The organism is Mycobacterium sp. 48b (assembly GCF_048282725.1).
GTDB lineage: Bacteria > Actinomycetota > Actinomycetes > Mycobacteriales > Mycobacteriaceae > Mycobacterium.
This window is the reverse complement of sequence record NZ_JBLVUL010000001.1, coordinates 3,258,850-3,282,072: the sequence shown is the minus strand read 5'-3', so window position 1 is coordinate 3,282,072 and position 23,223 is coordinate 3,258,850. Positions and strand designations below refer to the sequence as shown.

Annotated in this window: 20 protein-coding genes, 1 tRNA gene and 2 pseudogenes; 12 read left to right on the top strand and 11 right to left on the bottom strand. The window is 66.3% G+C overall.

Annotated features, from left to right (window positions below; translation table 11 throughout):
• Positions 1–49 precede the first annotated feature (49 nt).
• Together ACNQR1_RS15910 and ACNQR1_RS15905 are read left to right on the top strand one after the other, a co-directional pair.
• Complete coding sequence (locus ACNQR1_RS15910) at positions 50–820, top strand: response regulator transcription factor (RefSeq protein ID WP_418047157.1); 771 nt, start codon at positions 50–52, stop codon at positions 818–820.
• A 288-nt stretch (positions 821–1,108) separates the two neighbouring features.
• Complete coding sequence (locus tag ACNQR1_RS15905; protein WP_418047156.1) at positions 1,109–1,369, top strand: hypothetical protein; 261 nt, start codon at positions 1,109–1,111, stop codon at positions 1,367–1,369.
• Positions 1,370–1,465: 96 nt separating this feature from the next.
• Here ACNQR1_RS15905 and ACNQR1_RS15900 read toward each other — a convergent pair.
• The 4 genes from ACNQR1_RS15900 to ACNQR1_RS15885 all read right to left on the bottom strand — a co-directional run bounded on the left by ACNQR1_RS15900 (position 1,466) and on the right by ACNQR1_RS15885 (position 3,216).
• Positions 1,466–1,540, bottom strand: a tRNA-Val gene (locus ACNQR1_RS15900).
• A gap of 57 nt (positions 1,541–1,597) precedes the next feature.
• Positions 1,598–2,059, bottom strand: coding sequence for a peroxiredoxin (locus tag ACNQR1_RS15895; protein WP_418047155.1), 462 nt, complete (start codon positions 2,057–2,059; stop codon positions 1,598–1,600).
• Entirely contained in the window at positions 2,059–2,496 is a 438-nt protein-coding gene (locus tag ACNQR1_RS15890; protein WP_418047154.1) for a DUF3052 domain-containing protein, read from the bottom strand. The genes ACNQR1_RS15895 and ACNQR1_RS15890 overlap by 1 nt, the downstream gene beginning before the upstream one ends.
• A gap of 147 nt (positions 2,497–2,643) precedes the next feature.
• Positions 2,644–3,216 (bottom strand): hypothetical protein, encoded by a 573-nt coding sequence (locus ACNQR1_RS15885; RefSeq protein ID WP_418047153.1) that lies wholly within the window; start codon positions 3,214–3,216, stop codon positions 2,644–2,646.
• Positions 3,217–3,361: 145 nt separating this feature from the next.
• Here ACNQR1_RS15885 and aceE point away from each other — a divergent pair, with 145 nt between their 5' ends.
• The 7 genes from aceE (at position 3,362) to ACNQR1_RS15850 (ending at position 13,061) form a co-directional block, all read left to right on the top strand.
• The gene (gene aceE / locus ACNQR1_RS15880) at positions 3,362–6,151 is read left to right on the top strand and encodes a pyruvate dehydrogenase (acetyl-transferring), homodimeric type (RefSeq protein WP_418047152.1); all 2,790 of its coding nucleotides are present in this window, start codon (positions 3,362–3,364) and stop codon (positions 6,149–6,151) included.
• A gap of 98 nt (positions 6,152–6,249) precedes the next feature.
• Positions 6,250–7,533, top strand: a complete 1,284-nt coding sequence (locus tag ACNQR1_RS15875) for a PucR family transcriptional regulator (RefSeq protein ID WP_418047151.1) — start codon at positions 6,250–6,252, stop codon at positions 7,531–7,533.
• Between the two features lie 172 nt (positions 7,534–7,705).
• Complete coding sequence (locus ACNQR1_RS15870; protein ID WP_418050382.1) at positions 7,706–8,626, top strand: ACP S-malonyltransferase; 921 nt, start codon at positions 7,706–7,708, stop codon at positions 8,624–8,626.
• Positions 8,627–8,717: 91 nt separating this feature from the next.
• Complete coding sequence (gene acpM / locus ACNQR1_RS15865) at positions 8,718–9,014, top strand: meromycolate extension acyl carrier protein AcpM (RefSeq protein WP_003884427.1); 297 nt, start codon at positions 8,718–8,720, stop codon at positions 9,012–9,014.
• The gene (kasA, locus tag ACNQR1_RS15860) at positions 9,011–10,261 is read left to right on the top strand and encodes a 3-oxoacyl-ACP synthase KasA (RefSeq protein WP_418047150.1); all 1,251 of its coding nucleotides are present in this window, start codon (positions 9,011–9,013) and stop codon (positions 10,259–10,261) included. Before acpM ends, kasA begins: the two co-directional genes overlap by 4 nt.
• 76 nt (positions 10,262–10,337) lie before the next feature.
• Positions 10,338–11,591: a 3-oxoacyl-ACP synthase KasB gene (gene kasB / locus ACNQR1_RS15855; RefSeq protein ID WP_418047149.1), complete on the top strand. Its 1,254-nt coding sequence runs from the start codon at positions 10,338–10,340 to the stop codon at positions 11,589–11,591.
• 48 nt (positions 11,592–11,639) lie between these two features.
• Positions 11,640–13,061, top strand: coding sequence for an acyl-CoA carboxylase subunit beta (locus ACNQR1_RS15850; RefSeq protein ID WP_418047148.1), 1,422 nt, complete (start codon positions 11,640–11,642; stop codon positions 13,059–13,061).
• Between the two features lie 76 nt (positions 13,062–13,137).
• Here ACNQR1_RS15850 and ACNQR1_RS15845 read toward each other — a convergent pair whose 3' ends face one another.
• Positions 13,138–13,887, bottom strand: coding sequence for an SDR family oxidoreductase (locus tag ACNQR1_RS15845; protein ID WP_418047147.1), 750 nt, complete (start codon positions 13,885–13,887; stop codon positions 13,138–13,140).
• Between the two features lie 87 nt (positions 13,888–13,974).
• On the opposite strand from ACNQR1_RS15845, the pseudogene ACNQR1_RS15840 reads away from it, so the two are divergent.
• Positions 13,975–14,852, top strand: a pseudogene (locus tag ACNQR1_RS15840) (LysR family transcriptional regulator).
• Here the strand turns inward: ACNQR1_RS15840 and ACNQR1_RS15835 are convergent.
• From ACNQR1_RS15835 to ACNQR1_RS15820, 4 genes are all read right to left on the bottom strand, one after another.
• Positions 14,853–15,635, bottom strand: a complete 783-nt coding sequence (locus ACNQR1_RS15835; RefSeq protein ID WP_418050381.1) for an alpha/beta hydrolase — start codon at positions 15,633–15,635, stop codon at positions 14,853–14,855. It lies immediately after the preceding pseudogene.
• Between the two features lie 5 nt (positions 15,636–15,640).
• The gene (locus tag ACNQR1_RS15830; RefSeq protein ID WP_418047146.1) at positions 15,641–16,762 is read right to left on the bottom strand and encodes a DUF2235 domain-containing protein; all 1,122 of its coding nucleotides are present in this window, start codon (positions 16,760–16,762) and stop codon (positions 15,641–15,643) included.
• 80 nt (positions 16,763–16,842) lie between these two features.
• On the bottom strand, positions 16,843–18,390 hold the full coding sequence (locus tag ACNQR1_RS15825; RefSeq protein WP_418047145.1) for a glycerol-3-phosphate dehydrogenase/oxidase: 1,548 nt from the start codon (positions 18,388–18,390) through the stop codon (positions 16,843–16,845).
• Complete coding sequence (locus ACNQR1_RS15820; RefSeq protein WP_418047144.1) at positions 18,387–18,974, bottom strand: TetR/AcrR family transcriptional regulator; 588 nt, start codon at positions 18,972–18,974, stop codon at positions 18,387–18,389. Before ACNQR1_RS15820 ends, ACNQR1_RS15825 begins: the two co-directional genes overlap by 4 nt.
• 50 nt (positions 18,975–19,024) lie before the next feature.
• On the opposite strand from ACNQR1_RS15820, the gene ACNQR1_RS15815 reads away from it, so the two are divergent.
• Both ACNQR1_RS15815 and ACNQR1_RS15810 read left to right on the top strand, forming a co-directional pair.
• On the top strand, positions 19,025–20,605 hold the full coding sequence (locus ACNQR1_RS15815; RefSeq protein WP_418050380.1) for an FAD-binding oxidoreductase: 1,581 nt from the start codon (positions 19,025–19,027) through the stop codon (positions 20,603–20,605).
• Positions 20,606–20,631: 26 nt separating this feature from the next.
• Positions 20,632–21,502: pseudogene (locus ACNQR1_RS15810) on the top strand (diacylglycerol kinase).
• On the opposite strand, the gene ACNQR1_RS15805 reads toward ACNQR1_RS15810, so the two are convergent.
• Both ACNQR1_RS15805 and ACNQR1_RS15800 read right to left on the bottom strand, forming a co-directional pair.
• Positions 21,412–22,461: an alpha/beta hydrolase gene (locus ACNQR1_RS15805; protein ID WP_418047143.1), complete on the bottom strand. Its 1,050-nt coding sequence runs from the start codon at positions 22,459–22,461 to the stop codon at positions 21,412–21,414. The pseudogene ACNQR1_RS15810 and the gene ACNQR1_RS15805 overlap by 91 nt on opposite strands.
• 39 nt (positions 22,462–22,500) lie before the next feature.
• Positions 22,501–23,148: a TetR/AcrR family transcriptional regulator gene (locus tag ACNQR1_RS15800; RefSeq protein ID WP_418047142.1), complete on the bottom strand. Its 648-nt coding sequence runs from the start codon at positions 23,146–23,148 to the stop codon at positions 22,501–22,503.
• Positions 23,149–23,223 lie beyond the last annotated feature (75 nt).

Here is a 23,223-nt window from a genome sequence, read left to right as displayed (position 1 = left end):
TCGATATGACCTCGGTGACAGCCATAGCCGTCGGCAGGAAAATGAAATCATGACGTCGGTGTCTGTCACAGGTGTGCAGCGGCCCCAGGGGGCCGTCTTCGGTCAGCAGCCGCGCATTCACCGTGCCGACGGTTCACCCATTCGGGTTCTGCTAGTGGACGATGAGCCGGCGCTGGCCAACCTGGTGAAGATGGCCCTGCACTACGAGGGCTGGGTGATGGAAGTCGCTCGCAACGGCCAGCAAGCTGTCAGAAGTTTCGACGAGACCGACCCAGATGTCGTGGTGCTCGACGTCATGCTGCCCGATATCGACGGCCTGGAGGTTCTGCGACGCGTCCGGGAGTCCGCCAGCTATACGCCAACCCTGCTCCTCACTGCGCGCGATTCGGTAATGGACCGCACACCGGGGCTGGCGGCGGGAGCCGATGACTACATGACCAAACCGTTCAGCCTCGAAGAGCTGATGGCGCGGCTGCGGGGTCTGCTGGGCAGGTCCAGCGACGTGGCATCACCTGAGGTCGAGACGCTACAGGTTGGCGATCTGGTGCTTGACGACGCCAGTCGTGAAGTGTTGCGCGACGGAGTCCCCGTGTCGTTGTCCGCCACCGAATTCGAGCTGCTGCGCTACTTGATGCGCAACCCGCGCCGTGCACTCAGCCGCGCCGAGATTCTGGACCGTGTGTGGAATTACGGATATGGCGGCCGGTCGAGCATCGTCGACCTCTACATCTCATATCTGCGGAAGAAGATCGACACCGGCCGTTCGCCGATCATCCACACCGTCCGTGGGGTCGGATACATGCTGCGGCCAGGGGAATGACCCTCTAGAACGCAATTCACCTCAGGACCGCCGATGGCGCACTCTATGACGCCGGCCGTCATTTCCACTGCATCCTCTATGAATTAGCCATTCGATTCATATGAATTCTCCGTGGGAAACCATCCGGTGAGAACATGTGATTTCGATATGAGGTGGTCGATGCCACCTCTATTCGAACTTAGACTGAAGGATATTTCACCTACTGGAAAGGTGGTGTTTCCAATCATGAAGGGACCAAGATATAACCGAATGACCGGTGTTGTGGCGATTATCGGAGGTGCAGCGGCCTTGGGCCTGATAACGGCCGCTCCCGCCGTCGCCGCACCGTCGAACCCGTCCGCGCAGGAGACCATCGACAAGTTGAAGGCCGACGGCTACAACGTCATCGTCGCCAAGGTCGGCAACAACTCGGTGGATCAGTGCACCGTCAGTGCGGTGCGCGACGGCCACGACGTCAAGAACAACTGGATCATCCGGGGACCGGCCGGCCAGGTGGGCACCCAAACGCGCTACACCACGGTCTACGTCGACCTGCACTGCAAGGGATGACGCCAGTCCACACCCGCGGCGTTCTGATCGCCTGACGCAGGCGGCCTGAGCCGTTGTCCTGCACGGAAAGCCGCGCGTCGGGCTGATGATGATCCTTGGTGGGCGCGGACGGTATCGAACCGCCGACCGCTGGTGTGTAAAACCAGAGCTCTACCACTGAGCTACGCGCCCCGTCGGAGGCACGGTACACGCCGAAACGGCGTGACCGGAAATCCCCCGAGAGATTTGTCAGACCCTTAAGGCCGCCAGCGCCTCCCGCCACACCGCCTGATCGCGCGGCTGACCCGGATCCATCATCTCCGCGAAGCGGATCTGGCCGGCCCGGTCGACGACGAACGTGCCCCGATTCGGGTATCCGGCATCGGAGTTGAACACGCCGTAGGCCTGGGTGACCGCGCCGTGCGGCCAGAAATCCGACAGCACCGGGAACGTGAATCCGCTTTCGATGGACCAGATCTTGTGCGTCGGTGGCGGGCCGACCGAGATGGCCAGGGTCGCGGTGTCGTCGTTCTCGTAGAGCGGCAGCTTGTCGCGGATCTCACCGAGTTCGCCCTCACACACGCCGGTGAACGCCAACGGAAAGAACACCAGCAGCACATCCTTGGCACCGCGGTACGCGCTGAGCGTGATCGGCCTGCCGTTCTGGTCCCGGAGCGTGAAATCTGGCGCCGGGGCCCCGACAGCGAGCATCAGGTCCGCTTTCCGGCGGCCTTCGATTTCGGCTGTACCAACCGGCTCGCCGTCCAGTCCCCCAATTTGGCCGACGAGGTCTGCATCAGACCCGCCGTCGGCGCCGATTCGGCGATCTCTGCGGGCAGCACGTGCCCGGGCTTACCGGTCTTGGGGGTCACCACCCAGATCACGCCGTCCTCGGCGAGTGGGGTGATGGCGTCCATGAGCCGGTCGACCAGATCCCCGTCGTCGTCTCTCCACCAGAGCAATACGACATCTACGACTTCGTCCGAGTCCTCGTCGAGCAGCTCGGAGCCGCACGCTTCCTCGATGTCGGCCCGGATGTCGTCGTCGCTATCCTCGTCCCAACCCAGTTCCTGGACTATCTGATCCTTCTGGATCCCCAGGATGTGGGCGTAGTTCGGGCCTGAGTCCGTCCCCGCCGCCGCGACCACCGTCGTCCTCCTTAACCTTTCTTCGAGCCTCTCTCAAGACCTGTCCGTTGCCCGCCTCATTCGCGCGTGCGATGCGTGTTGTGCCCTATCGTCGCACGGCGACCCACCAGTGCGGGTGTCCGGCGGGCGAGTTTGTCGGCCCGCCGGTCAGTAAGCCTTGTCGCATCTGGTCAGTGCGTTCTCTCTGGCGGTGTTGGAGCGTGTGGACGCCGCGTTGAACTGGTCGGGGCCGACGTGGCCGGAAATGGCGGTGACGAGGGCTCTCGCCGAGTCGACCCACTCGGTCAGCGCGGTGCGCAGATCCGGTGACAGCGCGTCGGACAGGCCGGAGCTGACCAGATCGGCGCTGCGATTCAACCCGTCGATCGCAGGGCCCGCCTTGGCCGCGGTGTCGCCGTTGTTGTTGACGGCCTCGACATAGCCGTTGACCGCGTTGACCGCGTCCACGGCTGACGTGCTGAGGTCCTCGCACACGGTGTGCACGGCGCGCGTGGTCAGGGAGGCCTGACGTTCGGATTCTCGGGTCACCGAGCTCGCCGAGGACTCCTCGATCGACGCCTTCACCGACGCCCGGTACTCGGGGGCCGCCGCAGAATCCACCTGGGCGGTACCGCCGGTAACAGCCGAACAACCCACCACGACCATCGCGACCACCGCGGCGCCACCGAGTGCGCACGCGGCGATCCGCGCCTTTGCCCCAAACTGCCCATCAACCGGCACGATCTGCAGACGTTACCGGTTCACAAAGCAACTGATGGGTAACTTCCGCACCGCCACCCCCAGCGACACCGAGGCGGCAAGATTGGTGGACGATAGAAGGTGCCACAAGCACTGTCAGTTGTTACCGCCTAACAAGGAGCGGAAGTTGACCACCGAGTTCGTGCGCCAGGATCTGGCCCAAAACTCCTCTACCGCAGCCGAACCCGACCGGGTCCGGGTGATTCGCGAGGGAGTTGCCTCCTACCTTCCCGACATCGACACCGATGAGACCGCGGAATGGCTGGAGTCGTTCGACGAGTTGCTGGAGCGGTCCGGCCCGGCGCGGGCGCGCTACCTGATGTTGCGGCTGTTGGAGCGCTCGCGCGAGAAGCGCGTCGCCATCCCGGCACTGACGTCCACCGATTACGTCAACACCATCCCCACCGAACTGGAGCCCTGGTTCCCCGGCGACGAGGACGTCGAGCGACGCTTCCGCGCCTGGATCCGGTGGAACGCGGCCATCATGGTGCACCGCGCCCAGCGTCCGGGAGTCGGTGTGGGCGGCCATATTTCGACGTACGCGTCGTCGGCTTCGCTGTACGAGGTCGGGTTCAACCACTTCTTCCGCGGCAAATCCCACCCCGGCGGTGGCGACCAGGTTTTCATCCAGGGCCACGCCTCCCCCGGCATCTACGCCCGCGCCTTCCTCGAGGGCCGGCTGACGACCGACCAACTGGATGGTTTCCGTCAGGAACACAGCCATCCCGGCGGCGGCCTGCCGTCCTACCCGCACCCGCGCCTGATGCCCGACTTCTGGGAATTCCCCACGGTGTCGATGGGCCTGGGTCCGATGAACGCCATCTACCAGGCGCGGTTCAACCACTACCTGCACGACCGCGGCATCAAGGACACCTCCGATCAGCACGTGTGGGCCTTCCTCGGCGACGGCGAGATGGACGAGCCGGAGAGCCGCGGCCTGATCCAGGTGGCCGCCAACGAGGCGCTCGACAACCTGACCTTCGTGGTGAACTGCAACCTGCAGCGCCTGGACGGCCCGGTGCGCGGCAACGGCAAGATCATCCAGGAGCTGGAGTCGTTCTTCCGCGGAGCCGGCTGGAATGTCATCAAGGTGGTCTGGGGCCGCGAATGGGACGCCCTGCTGCACGCCGATCGCGACGGCGCGCTGGTCAACCTGATGAACACCACGCCCGACGGTGACTACCAGACCTACAAGGCCAATGACGGCGCCTACGTGCGCGACCACTTCTTCGGCCGCGACCCGCGCACCAAGGCCCTGGTCGAGCCGATGACAGATCAGGAGATCTGGAACCTCAAGCGCGGCGGTCATGACTACCGCAAGGTGTATGCCGCCTACCGCGCCGCGATGGAGCACAAGGGCCAGCCGACGATCATCCTGGCCAAGACCATCAAGGGCTACACGCTGGGCAGCCACTTCGAGGGCCGCAATGCCACGCACCAGATGAAAAAGCTTGCGCTGCAAGACCTCAAGGATTTCCGCGACGTCACCCGGGTGCCCATCACCGACGAGCAGCTGGAGCAGGACCCCTACCTGCCGCCGTACTACCACCCGGGGCCCGAGGCACCCGAGATCCGCTACCTGCTGGACCGTCGACGCGCCCTGGGCGGGTTCGTTCCGGCGCGACGCAACAAGTCCACACCACTGCAGCTGCCCGCGTCGGACGCCTACAAGGCGCTGAAGAAGGGCTCGGGCAACCAGGCCGTGGCCACCACCATGGCAACCGTGCGCACGTTCAAGGAGCTGTTGCGGGACAAGAACATCGGACCGCGCCTGGTGCCGATCATCCCCGACGAGGCCCGCACCTTCGGCATGGACTCGTGGTTCCCGAGCCTCAAGATCTACAACCGCAACGGGCAGCTGTACACCTCGGTGGACTCGGCGTTGATGCTGGCGTACAAGGAATCCGAGGTCGGCCAGATCCTGCACGAGGGCATCAACGAGGCCGGGTCGACCGCGTCGTTCAGCGCGGTCGGCACGTCCTACTCCACCCACAACGAGCCGATGATCCCGATCTACATCTTCTATTCGATGTTCGGGTTCCAGCGCACCGGCGACGGCCTGTGGGCGGCGGCCGATCAGATGGCCAAGGGCTTCGTGCTCGGGGCCACCGCCGGGCGCACCACGCTGACCGGCGAGGGCCTGCAGCACGCCGACGGCCATTCGCTGCTGCTGGCGTCGACCAACCCGGCTGCGGTGACCTATGACCCGGCGTTCGCCTACGAGATCGCCCACATCATCGAGAGCGGTCTGCAGCGGATGTACGGCGAGCACGCCGAGAACGTGTTCTTCTACATCACCATCTACAACGAGCCCTATGTGCAGCCCGCCGAGCCGGCCGATCTGGACACCGAGGCGCTGTTGCGCGGCATGTACCGGTACCGCCGGGCGCCGGAACAACGGACGAATACCGCCCAGATCCTGGCCTCGGGCGTGTCGATGCCCGAGGCACTGCGCGCGGCGGACATGCTGGCCGCCGAATGGGACGTCGCCGCCGACGTGTGGTCGGTGACCAGCTGGGGCGAGCTCAACCGCGAGGGCGTGGAGATCGAGCGGCACCGGCTGCGCCATCCGGATCAGCCCGCCCGCACCCCGCACGTGACCAGCGCGCTGGCCGACGCGGCAGGCCCGGTGGTGGCGGTGTCGGACTGGATGCGTGCGGTGCCCGAGCAGATCCGGCCCTGGGTCCCGGGCACCTACATCACGCTGGGGACCGACGGCTTCGGCTTCTCCGACACCCGTCCGGCCGCGCGGCGGTATTTCAACACCGACGCCGAGTCGGTGGTGGTGGCCGCGTTGGAGGGGCTGGCCCGTGACGGCGAGATCGATCCCTCGGTGGCGATCGCGGCGGCCAAGCAGTACAAGATCGACGACGTGTTCGCCGCCGCGGTGTCCTACGTCGACACCGGCAGCGCCTAGCCGAGCACTCCGGACGGGGCGGTCACAGTTGAGAGTGTGACCGCCCACCGGAGGGGCACTTGGAGGAATCCACCATAATTTTGGCGTAGCTTTTAGGAATGGCCGACAAGCGGTTCGTTCCGCCGAAATCCACCGTCGAGGTCCTCGAGACGGTGCCCGATTCGACGCTGCGCCGGTTGAAGCAGTATTCGGGCCGCCTGGCGACCGAGGCCGTGCACGCCATGGCCGAGCGCCTGGACTTCTTCTCCGACCTCGACGCGTCGCAGCGGGCCAGCGTGCAGCTGGTGGTGCAGACCGCCGTGGTCAACTTCGTCGAATGGATGCGGGACCCGGAAAGCGACGTCAGCTACACGGCTCAGGCCTTCGAGGTGGTGCCCCAGGACCTGCGCCGTCGCATCGCACTGCGCCAGTCGGTCGAGATGGTGCGCACCTCGATGGAGTTCTTCGAAGAGGTGGTGCCGCTGTTGGCCCGGTCCGAGGAGCAGCTCAACGCGCTGACCGCGGGCATCTTGCGCTACAGCCGGGACCTGGCATTCGCGGCGGCCAGCGCGTATGCCGACCAGGCTGAGGCCCGCGGAGCCTGGGATCTCCGGATGGAGGCCAACGTCGTCGACGCGGTGGTGCGCGGCGACTCCGGACCCGAGCTGCAGTCCCAGGCAGCCGCACTGAACTGGGACGCCACCGTGCCTGCCACGGTGATCGTCGGCCTGCCCCGCCCGGATCGACTGGACATGGCCCGCGATGACATCCACGACGTCGTGAAGCGCCACGACCGGTCGGCTCTGTCCGATGTGCACGGGACATGGTTGGTGACGATCGTGTCCGGCCCGCTGTCAGCAACGGACCGCTTCCTGGTCGACCTGCTGTCGGTGTTCGCCGACGGCCCGGTCGTGATCGGGCCGACCTCCCCGACGCTGACCGCCGCACACCGCAGCGCCACCGAGGCGATCTCCGGCATGAACGCGGTGGCCGGCTGGCCCGGCGCGCCCCGACCGGTGTCGGCGCGAGAGTTGCTGCCCGAACGCGCCCTGCTGGGCGACTCGACCGCGATCGCAGCACTGGAGATCGAGGTCATGCGCCCTTTGGCCGACGCCGGGCCGGCGCTCACGGAGACCCTCGACGCGTTCCTCGATTCCGGGGGCGCCATAGAAGCTTGCGCGCGCAAATTGTTCGTTCATCCAAACACCGTGCGGTACCGGCTGAAACGGATCGGCGACTTCACCGGCCGCGATCCGGCCGTGCCGCGGGACGCCTACGTGCTGCGCGTTGCGTCGACAGTCGGCAGATTGAGCAAACAGGCGTCCCAGCCGAGCACGCTAAACGCCGGAACCGTCGTGATACCGGCGATCCGGCCGGCACATCCCACCCGACAGCGGGCCTGAACTGGGCTCACCGGATATCCGAGGGGCTGTGACAGATTTCGCTGAGGTGAAGGTCATGTCGCATCACATGCACTTTTGTGGGGAACCTACAAAAACATAAGACAAGGTTCATAATCTCTTACACCCCACAAAATCGTCTTCACAGTGTTCTCTTAATGACGTGCCTCAACCCGTGCTCGCATTGCTTGCTCCCGGACAGGGATCGCAGACCCCCGGCATGCTCTCCCCTTGGCTGGAGCTGCCCGGTGCGGCCGATCGCCTCGCCACGTGGTCGCAGATCAGCGGTCTGGATCTGGCTCGCCTGGGAACCACCGCCACCGCGGAGGAGATCACCGACACCGCGGTGACGCAGCCGCTGGTGGTGGCCGCGACGCTGCTGGCCTACGAGGAACTGGCCAAGCGCGGTGTGCCTGCGACCGCAGAGACCATCGTCGCCGGCCACTCGGTCGGTGAGATCGCCGCCTACGCGATCGCCGGCGTCATCTCCGCCGACGACGCGGTCAAGCTGGCCGCCACCCGTGGCGCCGAGATGGCCAAGGCCTGCGCCGTCGAGCCGACCGGCATGTCGGCGGTGCTCGGTGGCGACGAAGCCGAGGTCTTGGCCCGGCTGGAGTCACTGGACCTGGTTCCCGCCAACCGCAACGCCGCCGGCCAGATCGTTGCCGCGGGTGCGATCGCCGCACTGGAGAAGCTCGCCGAGGACCCGCCGGCCAAGGCCCGCGTCCGTCAACTGGCGACCGCAGGCGCGTTCCACACCCATTACATGGCTTCCGCGCTGGACGGCTACGCCGCTGCCGCTGCTTCTGTAACGACCTCCGAGCCCACCGCGACACTTCTGTCGAACGCGGACGGCCAGCCGGTCGCCTCGGCCGCCGATGCGATGGAGAAGCTGGTGTCCCAGCTGACCAAGCCGGTGCGCTGGGATCTGTGCACCGCCACCCTGCGGGACCGTTTCTCTGGCGCCGAGCGCGCCGGGATCGTCGAGTTCCCGCCGGCGGGCACCCTGGTCGGCATCGCCAAGCGTGAGCTGAAGGGCACACCGACCCGCGCGGTGAAGGCCCCCGCAGACCTGGATGGCCTGGACGAGCTGTGAGTCCAGCGACAACTGAATAGGCAGTTTCAACCGAACGTCCCGAATGTCCTCCGCTCCCGGAGGGCGTTGTCAACAAAAAGAAGGAGCCATTGTGGCCGCCAGTCAAGAAGAAATCATCGCCGGTCTCGCTGAGATCATCGAAGAGGTCACAGGCATCGAGCCGTCTGAGGTGACCCCCGAGAAGTCGTTCGTCGACGACCTGGACATCGACTCGCTGTCGATGGTCGAGATCGCCGTGCAGACCGAGGACAAGTACGGCGTGAAGATCCCCGATGAGGATCTGGCCGGCCTGCGCACCGTCGGTGACGTGGTGTCCTACATCCAGAAGCTCGAGGAAGAGAACCCCGAGGCCGCCGCCGCCCTGCGCGAGAAGTTTGGCTCGGAATGACAAAACCTTCCACTGCTAACGGAGGCTTCCCGAACGTCGTGGTGACTGCCGTGGAGGCCACCACGGCGCTCGCTGCTGACATCGAGAGCACGTGGAAGGGCCTCCTGGCCGGAGAAAGCGGCATCCGTGAGTTGACCGACGACTTCGTCACCAAGTGGGACCTTCCGGTGCGTATCGGTGGTCACCTCGTCGATGACGTCGACAGTCACCTGACCCGCATCGAGTTGCGCCGTAATTCCTACGTGCAGCGCATGTCTCTGGTGCTGGCCCGCCGGCTATGGAAGAACGCGGGTGCGCCGGAGGTCGATCCGGACCGGTTCTCGGTCGTGATCGGCACCGGTCTCGGCGGTGGCGAGAAGATCGTCGAGACCTACGACGCGATGAACGAGGGCGGGATCCGCAAGGTCAGCCCGCTCGCCGTTCAGATGATCATGCCCAACGGTGCGGCCGCGGTCGCCGGCCTGGAGCTGGGCGCCCGCGCCGGGGTCATCACCCCGGTGTCGGCGTGCTCGTCGGGCTCTGAGGCCATCGCCCACGGCTGGCGTCAGATCGTGATGGGTGACGCGGACTTCGCCGTCGTCGGCGGCGTGGAAGGCGGTATCGAGGCCCTGCCGATCGCAGCGTTCTCGATGATGCGAGCCATGTCGACCCGCAACGACGATCCCGCGGGTGCGTCCAGGCCGTTCGACAAGGATCGCGATGGCTTCGTGTTCGGCGAGGCCGGCGCGATGATGATCATCGAGACCGAGGAGCACGCCCTGGCCCGTGGCGCCAAGCCGCTGGCCCGTGTGTTGGGTGCCGGTATCACCTCGGACGCGTTCCATATGGTCGCTCCCGCGGACAACGGTCAGCGTGCCGGTGCCGCGATGAAGCGGGCAATGGAAACCGCGGGTCTGGAAGCCAAGGACATTGACCACATCAATGCCCACGGCACGGCCACCCCGATCGGTGACACCGCCGAGGCCAACGCCATCCGCGTTGCCGGATGCGAGAACGCAGCGGTCTACGCGCCGAAGTCGGCGCTGGGCCACTCGATCGGTGCAGTCGGTGCGCTGGAGTCGGTGTTGACGGTCCTCGCGTTGCGCGACGGGGTCATCCCCCCGACGCTTAACTACGAGACACCGGATCCTGACATCGATCTCGATGTGGTTTCGGGCGAGCCTCGTTATGGCGACTACAAGTACGCCATCAACAACTCGTTCGGGTTCGGTGGCCACAATGTGGCTCTGGCCTTTGGGAAGTACTGAGGGCGGGCAGACGTCCGTAGGTAACTCCCGAGGCTGAACAACCGAGGGAATGCACGGAAGGAAGAACTCCGTAAATATGGCGGGATTGTCCACTGGGAATGGTCTTCCCAATGTGGTTGTCACCGGCGTAGCCATGTCAACGGCGCTGGCAACCGATGCTGAAAGCACTTGGAAGAAGTTGCTCGACGGTCAGAGCGGCATCCGCACGCTCACCGACTCGTTTGTCGAGGAGTACGACCTGCCGGTTCGCATCGGCGGCCATCTCCTGGAGGACTTCGATCACGAGCTGACGCGGGTTGAACTGCGCCGGCTGTCATATTTGCAGAAGATGTCGACGGTGATCGGCCGCCGGGTCTGGGCCAACGCAGGCTCCCCGGAGGTCGATACCCGCCGTCTCATGGTGTCGATCGGCACCGGTATGGGCTCCTCCGAGGAGCTTGTGTTCGCCTACGACGGCATGCGGACCAAGGGATTGCGCGCAGTCTCACCGCTCGTCGTCCAGATGTACATGCCCAACGGTGCGGCAGCGGCCGTCGGGCTTGATCGCAAGGCCAAGGCCGGGGTGTGTACCTCGATCTCGGCCTGCGCGTCAGGCTCGGAGGCCATTGCCAACGCCTGGCGCCAGATCGTGCTCGGAGAGGCCGATATCGCGATCTGCGGCGGCGTCGAGACCAAGATCGAAGCGGTGCCGATCGCGGGCTTCGCCCAGATGCGCATCGTGTTGTCCAACACCAACGATGATCCCGCGGGCGCCTGCCGACCGTTCGACAAGGACCGCAACGGCTTTGTGTTCGGCGAGGGCGGTGCGCTGATGGTCATCGAGACCGAAGAGCACGCCAAAGCACGCGGTGCCAACATCCTGGGCCGACTCATGGGGGCCAGCGTGACCTCCGACGGCTACCACATCGTGGCGCCCGACCCCAACGGCGAGCAGGCCGGTTACGCCATGACCCGCGCCATCCAATTGGCAGGCCTGCAGCCCACCGACATCGACCACATCAACGCACATGCCACCGGCACCAACGTCGGCGATGTGGCCGAAGGTAAAGCGATCAACAATGCGATGGGCGGCCATGTGCCCGCGGTCTACGCGCCCAAGTCCGCGCTCGGCCACTCGGTCGGTGCGGTCGGTGCGGTCGAGTCCATCCTGACGGTGATGGCGCTGCGTGACGGCGTCATCCCTCCGACGCTCAACCTGCGCAACCTCGATCCGGAGATCGATCTGGACGTGGTGGCCGGTGAGCCGCGACAGGGCGACTACAAGTACGCCATCAACAATTCATTCGGATTCGGTGGGCACAACGTCGCGCTCGCCTTCGGGAAGTACTGAGATTCCGGAACTACCGCGACCCAGAGCTTTCCATCAAAGGAGACCTTTATGACGATCATGGCCCCCGAAGCCGCTGCTGAATCGCTCGATCCCCGCGATCCGCTGTTGCGCCTGCAGACCTTCTTCGACGACGGCAGCGTCGAGCTGCTGCACGAGCGGGACCGCTCCGGCGTGCTGGCCGCGGCAGGCACCGTCAACGGCGTTCGTACGGTCGCGTTCTGCACCGACGGCACCGTCATGGGCGGCGCCATGGGCATCGAGGGCTGTGCCCACATCGTCAACGCCTACGACACCGCGATCGAGGAGCAGAGCCCGATCGTCGGCATCTGGCACTCGGGCGGTGCCCGGCTGGCCGAGGGCGTCAAGGCGCTGCACGCGGTCGGCCTGGTCTTCGAGGCGATGATCCGGGCGTCGGGCTACATCCCGCAGATCTCGGTGGTCGTCGGATTCGCCGCCGGCGGTGCGGCTTACGGGCCCGCCCTGACCGACGTCATCATCATGGCCCCGGACAGCAAGGTGTTCGTCACCGGCCCGGACGTGGTGCGCAGCGTCACCGGTGAGGACGTCGACATGGTGTCGCTCGGCGGCCCCGACGCCCACCACAAGAAGTCCGGCGTGTGCCACATCGTCGCCGACGACGAGCTCGATGCCTACGAGCGCGGCCGTCGCCTGGTCGGATTGTTCAGCCAGCAGGGTCATTTCGATCGCACCAAGGCCGAGGCCGGGGACACCGACCTTGCCGCGCTGATGCCCGAGTCGGCCCGCCGCGCCTACGACGTGCACCCGATCATCGAGGCGCTGCTCGACGAGGGTGTGCCGTTCGAGGAGTTCCAGGGCAAGTGGGCCCCGTCGATCGTCGTCGGTCTCGGTCGGCTGGCGGGCCGGTCGGTCGGCGTGATCGCCAACAACCCGCTGCGCCTGGGCGGTTGCCTGAACTCCGAAAGTGCCGAGAAGTCGGCACGTTTCGTGCGGCTGTGCGACGCGTTCGGCATTCCGCTGGTGGTCGTCGTCGACGTCCCGGGCTACCTGCCCGGCGTGGACCAGGAGTGGGGCGGTGTGGTGCGCCGCGGCGCCAAGCTGCTGCACGCCTTCGGTGAGTCCTCGGTCCCCCGCGTCACCCTGGTGACCCGCAAGATCTACGGCGGCGCCTACATCGCGATGAACTCGCGGTCGCTCAACGCCACCAAGGTGTTCGCCTGGCCGGACGCCGAGGTCGCCGTCATGGGAGCCAAGGCTGCTGTGGGCATCCTGCACAAGCGCAAGCTGGCCGCCGCTCCGGATCACGAGCGTGAGGCGCTGCACGAAGAGCTGGCCATCGAGCACGAGCGCATCGCCGGCGGTGTGGATTCCGCCATCGAGATCGGCGTGGTCGACGAGAAGATCGATCCGGCGCACACCCGCAGCAAGCTGACGCAGGCGCTGGCCGAGGCCCCGCACCGGCGCGGCCGCCACAAGAACATCCCGCTGTAACTCTCCAGCTGGCGCTAATGGCCAGTTATTGCACACGACAGGCGAAAAGCCGTGCAATAACTGGCCATTCGGCGTTTCAGCGGGTGGTGTAGCCGCCGTTGGCGAAGATGGTCTGCCCGTTGACCCAGTGCCCCTCGCCGGTGAGGAACACCACCAGCGGGGCGATGTCGGTGATCTCGGTCAGCCGGTTGCCCATCGCCTGCGACTTGTGGAACTCGACCCGCTCGGGCGTCTCCTGCGGGTAGAAGAACGGCGTGTCCATCGGACCGGGTGCCACGTTGTTGACGTTGATGCCGCGGACGCCGAATTCCTTGGAGGCGGCCCGGGTGAAGTGTTCGACGGGGCTCTTGGAGCCCGCGTAGGTCGAGTATCCGTCGGTGTAGGCGGCCAGCAGCGCGGTCACGATGGTGACCACCGAGCCGTTGTCGTTGAGCCGCTTGCCCGCCTGCTGCAGGAAGAAGTAGGCCGCCTTGGCATTGATGTCGAACATGGAGTCGTACTCGGCCTCGGTGGTTCCCACGAACGGCTTGCGCAATACCTTGCCAACCGTGTTGATCGCGATGTCGACGCTGCCGAACGCATCGGTGGCCGTGTCGAAGAGCCGTTCGACGTTCGCCGGCACCGTCAGGTCACCCTGTACCTTGACGGCCTTGACGCCCGCGTCCTGTACCGCCGCAACCGTTTTGTCGGCGTCCGCCTCGGTGGCAGCGCTGTTGTAGTGAACGGCGACGTTGACACCCCGCGAAGCCAACGTCGTGCTGATCAGGCCGCCGAGATTCTTGGCTCCGGCAGCAACAATTGCTGATTTACCTTCCAGTTTGCTCATAGGTCGCAGCGTAGCCACGCTATCCACATATGAATAACGCAAAAATCTGATGTTTTCACAAGCAATACTTGTAGATAGATTAGGTACGTGTCGGCGAACATTCCTGATCTGCGGCGTTTACGTCACTTCATCGCAATCGGCGAGGCCGGCAGTATCACCGCTGCGGCGACTGCACTGCATGTTAGCCAACAGGCTCTCAGCAGCTCGATGCAGCAACTCGAAAAAGAACTCGATGCCAGGCTGTTCCGACGCGAGGGCCGTCGCCTCACGCTCACCCCCGCCGGCGAACTGCTTCTCACCGAGGGCCGGACACTGCTGGCAGCAGCCCATACGGTGGCCGACCGGGTGGCGCAAACCGCCGGAGGCGCTGCCGAGGTCTTTGTCGTCGGCCACACCCCGGCCCTCAGCGGCAGCGAAGCCTATGCCCGCCTCGAACCGGCCATCATCGCGTTTCCGGAGACCTCTTTCACCTTCCGTCAGCTCTACCCTGATCAGCTCACCGCCGCGGTGCTCGACGGCACGGTGCATCTGGGCCTGCGCCGCGGGGTCGTCCCCACCAACGAATTGTCCACGGCCATCTTGGGTTACGACCGGGTCCGGCTGGCCGTGCCCCGTGAACACCGGCTGGCGGATTCACCCACTGTGGATATTCATGAACTCGCCGGGGAACGCATCGCGTTGTGGGCGCCCCCGGGCGGGTCGTACTACAGCGACTTCCTGATGGGCGCGTGCCGGCGTGCCGGTTTCGAGCCCGACTACGTCGTCAGCCGGGTGCAGGGCGCGGCGACGGTCGCCGCCCCTCTCACGACCGGCGCCGTCGCGTTTGTCACCTCTCCCCCGGCCCGGTCATGGACGGGCGGGTGGTGATCACCGAACTCGAACCGCCACTGCTGGTGGGCGCGCAGGCAATGTGGCAGCGCCACACCGGTTCAGCGGTGCGCGATGCGCTGCTGGCGCAGCCGTAGTCAAAGGCAGTGGTCGCCGAGCCAGACATGCATGCGTTCGGCCACGTCCCGCCACCCTGGCTCCAGCATCATGTCATGACCCATGGACGAGATCACCTGCGCGGTGGCGCGATACGCGGCCGCCGTCGCACGCAGGTCTGATCGGGTGATGCAGGGGTCGTCGGCCGCTCCCATCACCAGGACGGGCAGACCGGGCCGGTGACGACTGGGCCCGAGGGGCTGCGTCATGTCCGCCATCGCCCGCACCGGCGGCTCGTACGAAAGGCGGCTCAGGCACGCGTCGACAACCGAAACGGAGGTGTCGGGGTGAAAGTACAACGCGCGCAGGTATTGCGCCATTTCGAGCCGCTGCTGTGGATGTGCCGCCTTCATGGCTGTCCGGATGACATCAGCGCGCCGGAGCGCCTCGGCATACCCGCTCGGTGGAACGGCGGCCAGCAGAACTGCCGCGGCCGCCGGATGCGATGACAGATACCGCTGCACCACATAGCCACCCATCGAATGCCCGACCACCACGGGCACGGTGGGCAGTTGATCGCAGACCGTCCGGACATCCTCGACGAAATCGGCGATCGAACACTCACCGACCCGGCACGAGTTCGACGCCCCGTGCCCGCGCAGACTGAGCGCGACGGCGCGGTAACCGTGATCGGCGAAGTAGCCGAGGAAATGGTCGTCCCAGCACCAGGCGCCATGTTGGACGCCGTGGACGAACACCAACGGCGCCGGATGCACATCGGTGGTCGCCCCCTTTTCGAGGACCTCCAATCCCCCGGCGTGCACGGGCGTCAACCGACCCGGGTCAGGTCGCTGCCCACTGAGATCTGCACCACGCGGCCCTCCGGATCGTTGTCGGGCACAGGCGCTTTCCACCAACCACGTGATCGCTCTTGCCTGCAGACCGTCGAGGCGATGTACTCGTTGCCGCCCTTTCCGCCCTCGCGCGAATGGGGAGGCAGGAAGCGGTAGATACCTTTACGCGAATTCTCCGCTGCCTGAGCAGGATTCGGGTCGATGCGGGTGTACGCATCGACAATGTCGTCGAGCGTCGTCGCGTCACCAGGGAACACACCGGGCTGGAAGGCCGAGTCGACGAACGTCAAGCCCGCACCACGGGCCTTCTCCAGCATCCAGCACAACGCGATGTCGCTGAGCCCACGGTTGCCGTTGCCGCCGCCCACATCGGAGTGCGCTCCGGCGAACCACACCTGTTCCAGACGTTGCTCGGCCGGAGCCATGTCCGACTGGGACCAGATGGTCGGGACGAACGGCCCGCGGCGTTCATCGATCGCGAGTGCCTGGTAGGCCTCGCCGACCCTCGAACTCAGAGTGGTGTCGTGAAACTCGTACCGCTTGTTGAACTGACGGGCCAGCCACCCTCCGACTGACGGGATCCCCAGGGCGCCCACGGTGTCCCAGACGCCGATGAACCGGATGTCGGGTTCACAGGAGTACATCTTCCGGAACAGTGCCGCCGCAACGCTGCGCGGATTGGTGTTCTGGTTTCCCGCTCGGTACAGCGCGTACGCCTGTTCGATCTGATCGGAATTATCGCGATGCAGCACACCCGAGTTGCGGATGAGGCCCGCCGTGCTGCGTGCGGTGTATGCGCCGCGGCTGAAGCCGAAGAAGAACAGCTCGTCGCCCTCTTCGTAGTTCTGCACGACGAATCGATAGGTCTCGCAGACATCCCGGAACAGGCCGGCACCGAAGGCTCCGCCGAGCAGACGGTCCGACCGGGTGGTGCCCACACCCCGGTGGTAGTACAGCCGCTGCTCTCGCCCCTCGGCGTCGTGAGCAGCCAGCGCCATCGCCACCTTGGCGACGTTGGTCGGCGCCGGTTTGCCGTCCGTCATCTGATCGGGTGTGTTCCACGTGCCGTCGCAGCACACCACCAGTCGCTTCGCCATCATCGAGCTCCCTCGCCGCACCCATTTGCGCCTCAAGGGTCAGTCTGCTCGCGGCGACCGGCCACACCATGCGTAGTCGGCTACTCGACTTCTCCGAATTCGGCGATCATCTCGTCGGCCGCCGCCGCCGCGAGGTCCCGGTCGCCGCTCACCAGCCCGATGCGGGTGCGCCGGTCCAGCACGTCCTCGGCAGATAACGCGCCTTCGTGGGTGACGGCGTACTCGAACTCGGCACGGATGACGTCGAGTCCCTCGGCCACCGGGTCGGTGGGGCGGGCACACCGGGCCCGGGCGATCACATTGGGTGCCTCGGACCCGTATCGGGCGACCAGCGAGGACGGCAGTTCGTGCTCAGACCGCAACGTGGACACCGGATTGGCCGGGGCGCCGACGAGCGGCAGATTGGCCGTGCGGCACCCCGCGGCGGACAGCCCGCGCAGCGTCAGTGCCCGGCCCAGGACGTCCTGGGCCATGTACCGGTATTCGGTGAGCTTCCCTCCGATGATGCTGATCACCCCGCTCGCCGACTCCACCACCGCGTGTTCACGGGATACATCGGCCGTGTTGCCTTCACCGGTGTCGATCAACGGCCGCAACCCGGCATAGGCACCGCGCACATCCGAGGTGGTCAGGTCGGTGGCCAGGGCGGTGTTGACAGTGTCCAGCAGGAACGCGATCTCACCCGGAGTCGGTTGTGGCACATCGGGAATCGGCCCCGGGGCGTCCTCATCGGTCAATCCCAGGTAGATCCGGCCGAGCTGTTCGGGCATCGCGAAGACGAACCGGTTCAACTCCCCCGGTATCGGAATGGTCAGCGCCGCGGTGGGATTGCCGAACGCGGCGGCGTCGAACACCAGATGGGTGCCGCGGCTGGGCCGCAGGGTGATCGCCGGGTCCAGATCGCCCGCCCACACGCCGGCGGCGTTGATGACAACGCGCGCGGTCGCGTCGAAGGAATCCCCGGTGAGTTCGTCGGTCAGACGCACCGAGGTGGCGCTCGCCCCGCCGGCGGAGACTCTCGTGAGAATGCGGGCCCCGTGCTGCGCGGCAGTGCGGGCGACAGCAGCCACCAGCCGGGCGTCATCGATGAGCTGGCCGTCGTAGGCCAGGTAGGCCCCGTCGAGGCCCTCGGTACGCACCGTCGGGGCCAGCTCGACCGCACGACGTGCGTCCACCCGACTCGACCGCGGCAGCGTCGACGCGCTCGTGCCCGCGAGCCTGCGCAGGCCGTCGCCGGCCACGAACCCGGTGCGCACCAGCGCCCGCGACGCACGTCCCATCGACGGCAACAGCGGTACCAGCTGCGGCATGGCCTTGACGAGATGAGGTGCGTTGCGAGTCATCAGGATTCCGCGCTCGATGGCACTGCGGCGAGCGATCCCGACGTTGCCCGTGGCCAGGTAGCGCAGACCGCCGTGCACCAGTTTCGAACTCCACCGGCTGGTACCGAAGGCCAGGTCGTGCTTCTCCACCAGTGCCACCCGGAGTCCTCGGGTCGCGGCGTCCAGCGCGATGCCGGCACCGGTGATTCCGCCGCCGACGACGATCACGTCGACCTGTTCACCGTCGGCAAGTGCAGCCAGTTCGGTCGTGCGCCTGGCGCGATTGAGCGCGGTGGGTCCGGTCACGAGGCGAGGTATCCGTTCAATGCGTGAGACAGTTCGACGGCCAGCGCGTCGGCGTCGAGAATCGGCTCGACCATCTGGGCGGACTGGATCGCGGACTGCGTGATCAGCAGGCACATGGTGGCCAGCTGGCGGGGATCTCCGGCCCGGACGCGGTTGTCTCCCAGGCCGGCCTCCTGCGCGAGCTTGAGCTCCCCGGCCAGCGCATCGATCAGGATCTGCTGGCTGGTGCCCAGACGCTCAGCGATGTAGACCATCGCCACTTCCGGCGCGGAGTGCAGGACCGCCATGATCACCTCGTCATGGCGCAGCCGTGCGGCCACGGTCACGATGCGATCGACCAGCGCCGCACGACCCGGACCACCGACCTCGGTCGTGTCGAGGACACCGACGACCCGGGCGGTCAGCAGCGCGGCGAGGATCGACTGGGTGTCGGGGAAACGCCGGTACACGGTCGGGCGGCTGACCCCGGCCCGCCGGGCGATCTCGGCCAGCGTCACCCGCTCCACGCCGAAGGCCAGCACGCAGCTGGCGGCGGCCGCCAAGATCTGGTCGCTCAGCGATCGATCGTTACTGATTGACATCATGTGTAATACTGTAACGCATGACTCAGCCGGCTGAACAGTCTCTGCCTCCGATGAAGTGGAATGCCTGGGGCGACCCCGGCGCGGCCAAGCCACTCTCCGACGGAATCCGGTCCCTGCTGCAGCAGGCGCTGGGGGTCGACCCTGCACCGGCAACGGAGCCGACTTCCGACCAGGTGCAGTTGCGGCCGTCGGCCCTGTCCGAGGCAGACCGCGACGCCCTGGCTGCCATCGTGGGCACACCGCACTGCGGTACCGACACGACGACGCGACTGTTGCATGCCGGCGGAAAGTCGACATTGGATCTGCTGCGCCGCAACGATTCCGGAGTGCAGGATGCACCCGACGCGGTGCTGCTACCGGGCACCGAGGAAGAAATAGCCGAGGTGCTCCGCATGTGCGCCGAGCACCGGATCGCCGTTGTCCCGTTCGGCGGCGGAACGAGCGTGGTGGGCGGCCTCGATCCGCTGCGCGGCGATTTCGCCGCGGTCGTCGCGCTCGACCTGCGCCGGTTCGACGCATTGCACGCCCTCGACGAGATCACCGGTGAGGCCGAACTCGGTGCCGGCGTCACCGGGCCGCAGGCCGAGGCATTGCTTGGCGCACAGGGCTTCTCGTTGGGCCACTTTCCGCAGAGCTTCCAGTTCGCAACCATCGGCGGGTTCGCCGCCACCCGGTCCTCAGGGCAGGATTCGGCCGGATACGGTCGCTTCGACGACATGGTCCGCGGCCTGCGCGCCGTCACCCCGGCGGGCACGCTGGACCTCGGCCGGGCTCCCGCCTCGGCCGCCGGCCCGGATCTGCGTCAACTGCTCCTCGGCTCGGAAGGAGTGTTCGGTGTCATCACCCGCGTCCGGGTTCGAGTGCATCCGGTGCCCGAGACCACCCGCTACGAGGCCTGGTCCTTCCCTGATTTCGCCACCGGGGCCGAGGCGCTGCGGGCCGTAACCCAGACCGGCACGGGCCCGACGGTGATCCGGCTGTCCGACGAGGCCGAGACGGGGGTGAACCTGGCCACCACAGAAAGCATCGGCGAGCAGAGCATCACGGGAGGCTGTCTGGCGATCACGCTGTTCGAGGGGACCCCCGCGCACACCGAGAGCCGCCACGAGGAGACCCGCGCCGTCCTGCAGGCCCATGGCGCGACCTCGCTGGGTGACGCACCGGCCCGCGCCTGGGAGCACGGCCGGTTCAACGCACCGTATCTGCGTGATTCGCTGCTGGCGGCCGGTGCGCTGTGCGAAACCCTGGAGACCGCCACCACGTGGTCCAACCTGGCGACGCTGAAGGCCGCCGTCACCGAGGCGCTGACCACCTCACTCGCCGAATCCGGCACACCGGCCCTGGTGATGTGCCACATTTCGCATGTGTACCCCACCGGCGCCTCGCTCTACTTCACGGTCGTCGCCGCTCAGCGCGGTAACCCGATCGAGCAGTGGCAAGCCGCCAAGACCGCGGCATCCGACGCGATGGTGCGCAGCGGCGGCACCATCACCCATCACCACGCGGTCGGCGCAGACCATCGCCCCTGGATGCGTGACGAGATCGGCGACCTCGGCGTCGAGGTGTTGCGCGCCGTGAAAGCCACGCTGGATCCGTCCGGAATCCTCAACCCCGGCAAGCTGATTCCGTGAATCAGGTCACGGTCCTGACCAATCCGATGTCGGGACACGGCAATGCGCCCCATGCGGCCGAGCGGGCGGTCGCGCAGCTGCAGCGGCGCGGCATCGACGTGTGCGCGATCGTCGGGACCGACGCAGCGCACGCCCGACGCCTGGTCGACGAGGCGCTCGACCGCGGCACCGACGCCCTTGTGGTGGTCGGCGGCGACGGGGTGATTCTCGCTGGCCCTGCAGGCACTGGCCACCGGTGATGTTCCGCTTGGCATCGTCCCGGCCGGGACGGGCAACGACCACGCCCGCGAATACCGTTTGCCGACGGGCGATCCCGAGGCCGCAGCCGATGTCATCGCCGATGGCAATACCGAGACCGTCGACCTCGGCCGCATCGAGGATGCCGCAGGCGCGGTCAAGTGGTTCGGCACCGTGATGGCCGCCGGGTTCGATTCCCTGGTCAGCGACCGGACCAACCGGATGCGCTGGCCGCACGGCCGGATGCGCTACAACGTAGCGATGCTCGCGGAGATCTCGAAGCTACGACTGCTGCCGTTCCGGCTCACGTTCGACGACGGGCCGGAGATCCGCACCGACCTCACCCTGGCGGCATTCGGCAACACCCGCAGCTACGGCGGCGGCATGTTGATCTGTCCCGGCGCCGACCACTCGGACGGACTGCTCGACGTCACGATGATCACCTCGGCATCGCGCACCAGGCTGATCCGCCTGTTCCCCACCGTTTTCAAGGGCACCCATGTCGACCTCGACGAGGTGACCACCAAGCGCGCCAGGTCGGTCCACGTGGAATGCCCGGGGATCAATGCTTACGCTGACGGGGATTTCGCACTGCCGTTGCCGGTCACGGTGTCCGCGGTAGCGGGTGCGCTGCGCTTGCTGGTGCCCAAGCAGTCCTGAATGAACTCGACCATGCAGTCGCGGGCCTCCCGGCTCTCGGGAAGGAACGGCAGGAACGCCGGGAAGGCATGGAGCTGACCGGGCCACAACCTGAGAGTGCACGACCGTCCCGCGTCGGTCAGCACCTCGTGCATGCGTTCGGCATCACACCGCAGTGCCTCCGATTCCGCCGCGATGATCAGGCTCGGCGGAAAATCGGCGAGCACCCCGTTGACCGGTGACAGGGCATGCACGTCGGCGTTCTTGGGCCCGACGCATTCGACGATCATCGGCAGGGCAAGCCCGATCCCCATCCGGTCCTCGGCGTAGTTGAGATGGCCGGAGCGGCGTTCCCCGTCGAGTTCGAGCAGCGGGCTGACACCGATGACGCCGGCCGGTGTACCGGTCCCCTGCTCCTGAGCAGCGAGAACGGTTGCGAATGCCAGGAATCCACCTGCCGAGTCACCCGCCACGACTGTGTTGGCCGGGTCCGCACCCTGATCCAACAGCCAGCGGTAGGCGCGAAGGCAGTCCGCGACGGACTCGTCGACGGTTACATCGGGGTGCTGTCGGTACTCGACGTGTACCACCGGAAGCTGGGTCCGACGGGCAAGTGCGACCACGACGTGCAGGTGGGTGTCGAAGCCGCCGAGAAAGAACCCTCCGCCGTGCAGGTAGAGGATGGCGCCGTCAGAGAGCGGGCGGTGAGCCGATTCAGCTGTGCGGATGGTCTCGACCGTGACATGACCGAGCGTGATGCGGCTGATCCGCAGCCCGCGCCGTGGGCGGAGCCGTTGCAGCCGCGCGAGCGCGTTGATGCGGCGGCCGATCGTGGCGAGGCGATCCTCGACAGCTCGATCCCCTTGGTAGGCAACAGATCTACGTACCTGGACGAGCAGTGTTCGGCGGGCGATGCCGTAGCATGCGCGGGATCTGCGACTGGGGCGTCGTGTCGCCAGCGCGGCGGCCGGTAAAGCCATCCCAACTCCTTCGGTCCTCGTATGACAGCGACTGCGGTTTCAGTCGGCTGGTTGCTTCGGCGATCCCAGGGCGGCAAGCAGTTTCACCAGATGACCGAACGCATCGGTGAACGGTCGCGCCGGCACCGACGGGTCGATGGCCCGCTGGATGCCCAGGCCGATACCGGCGCTGAGCAGTAGATTGCCGAGATCGGCCAGGCTTGCCGCGACGTCGCTGTTCGCCATTTGAGCTTCCGTGAGGCCGAGTTCGGCCGACATCGACTGCAGGACGTCGATGACCATCTGCGCGGCCTCGTTGCGCAACGCCGTGATCATCTGGGCGAGCTCGGGATTGTTTCGCGAGAGCACCGCGAATTCGAGTTCGAGCATGGTCCAGCCGACGTCGCCGGCGGTGCGCTCCAGCCAGGCACTCAACGCCTCCACCCGGGCGTCCAGCTCGGCGTCGGATATTGCGAGTTCGGCCATCTCCGCGAACTTCTCCCGGTGGATCAGCTCGAGGACATCGCGACACAGGTTGGGCTTGCTGCCGAAGTTGGAGTACACGGCACCCTTCGAGAAGCCCGCGTCGTCGGCGATGTCTTCCAGGCTGGTGGCGGCATACCCGTGGCTAAGGAAGCGCTGTTTGGCGGCCTCCAGAAGTTCGGCTCGCGTCTGTTCCTGGCGTTGAGCCCTGGTCAGCCGCGGCATTCGCTGATGATAGTTGCCAGCAGACTTTGGGTATTGATTTAACTCAAAGTATTCAGATACCGTCAGTATGCGAAA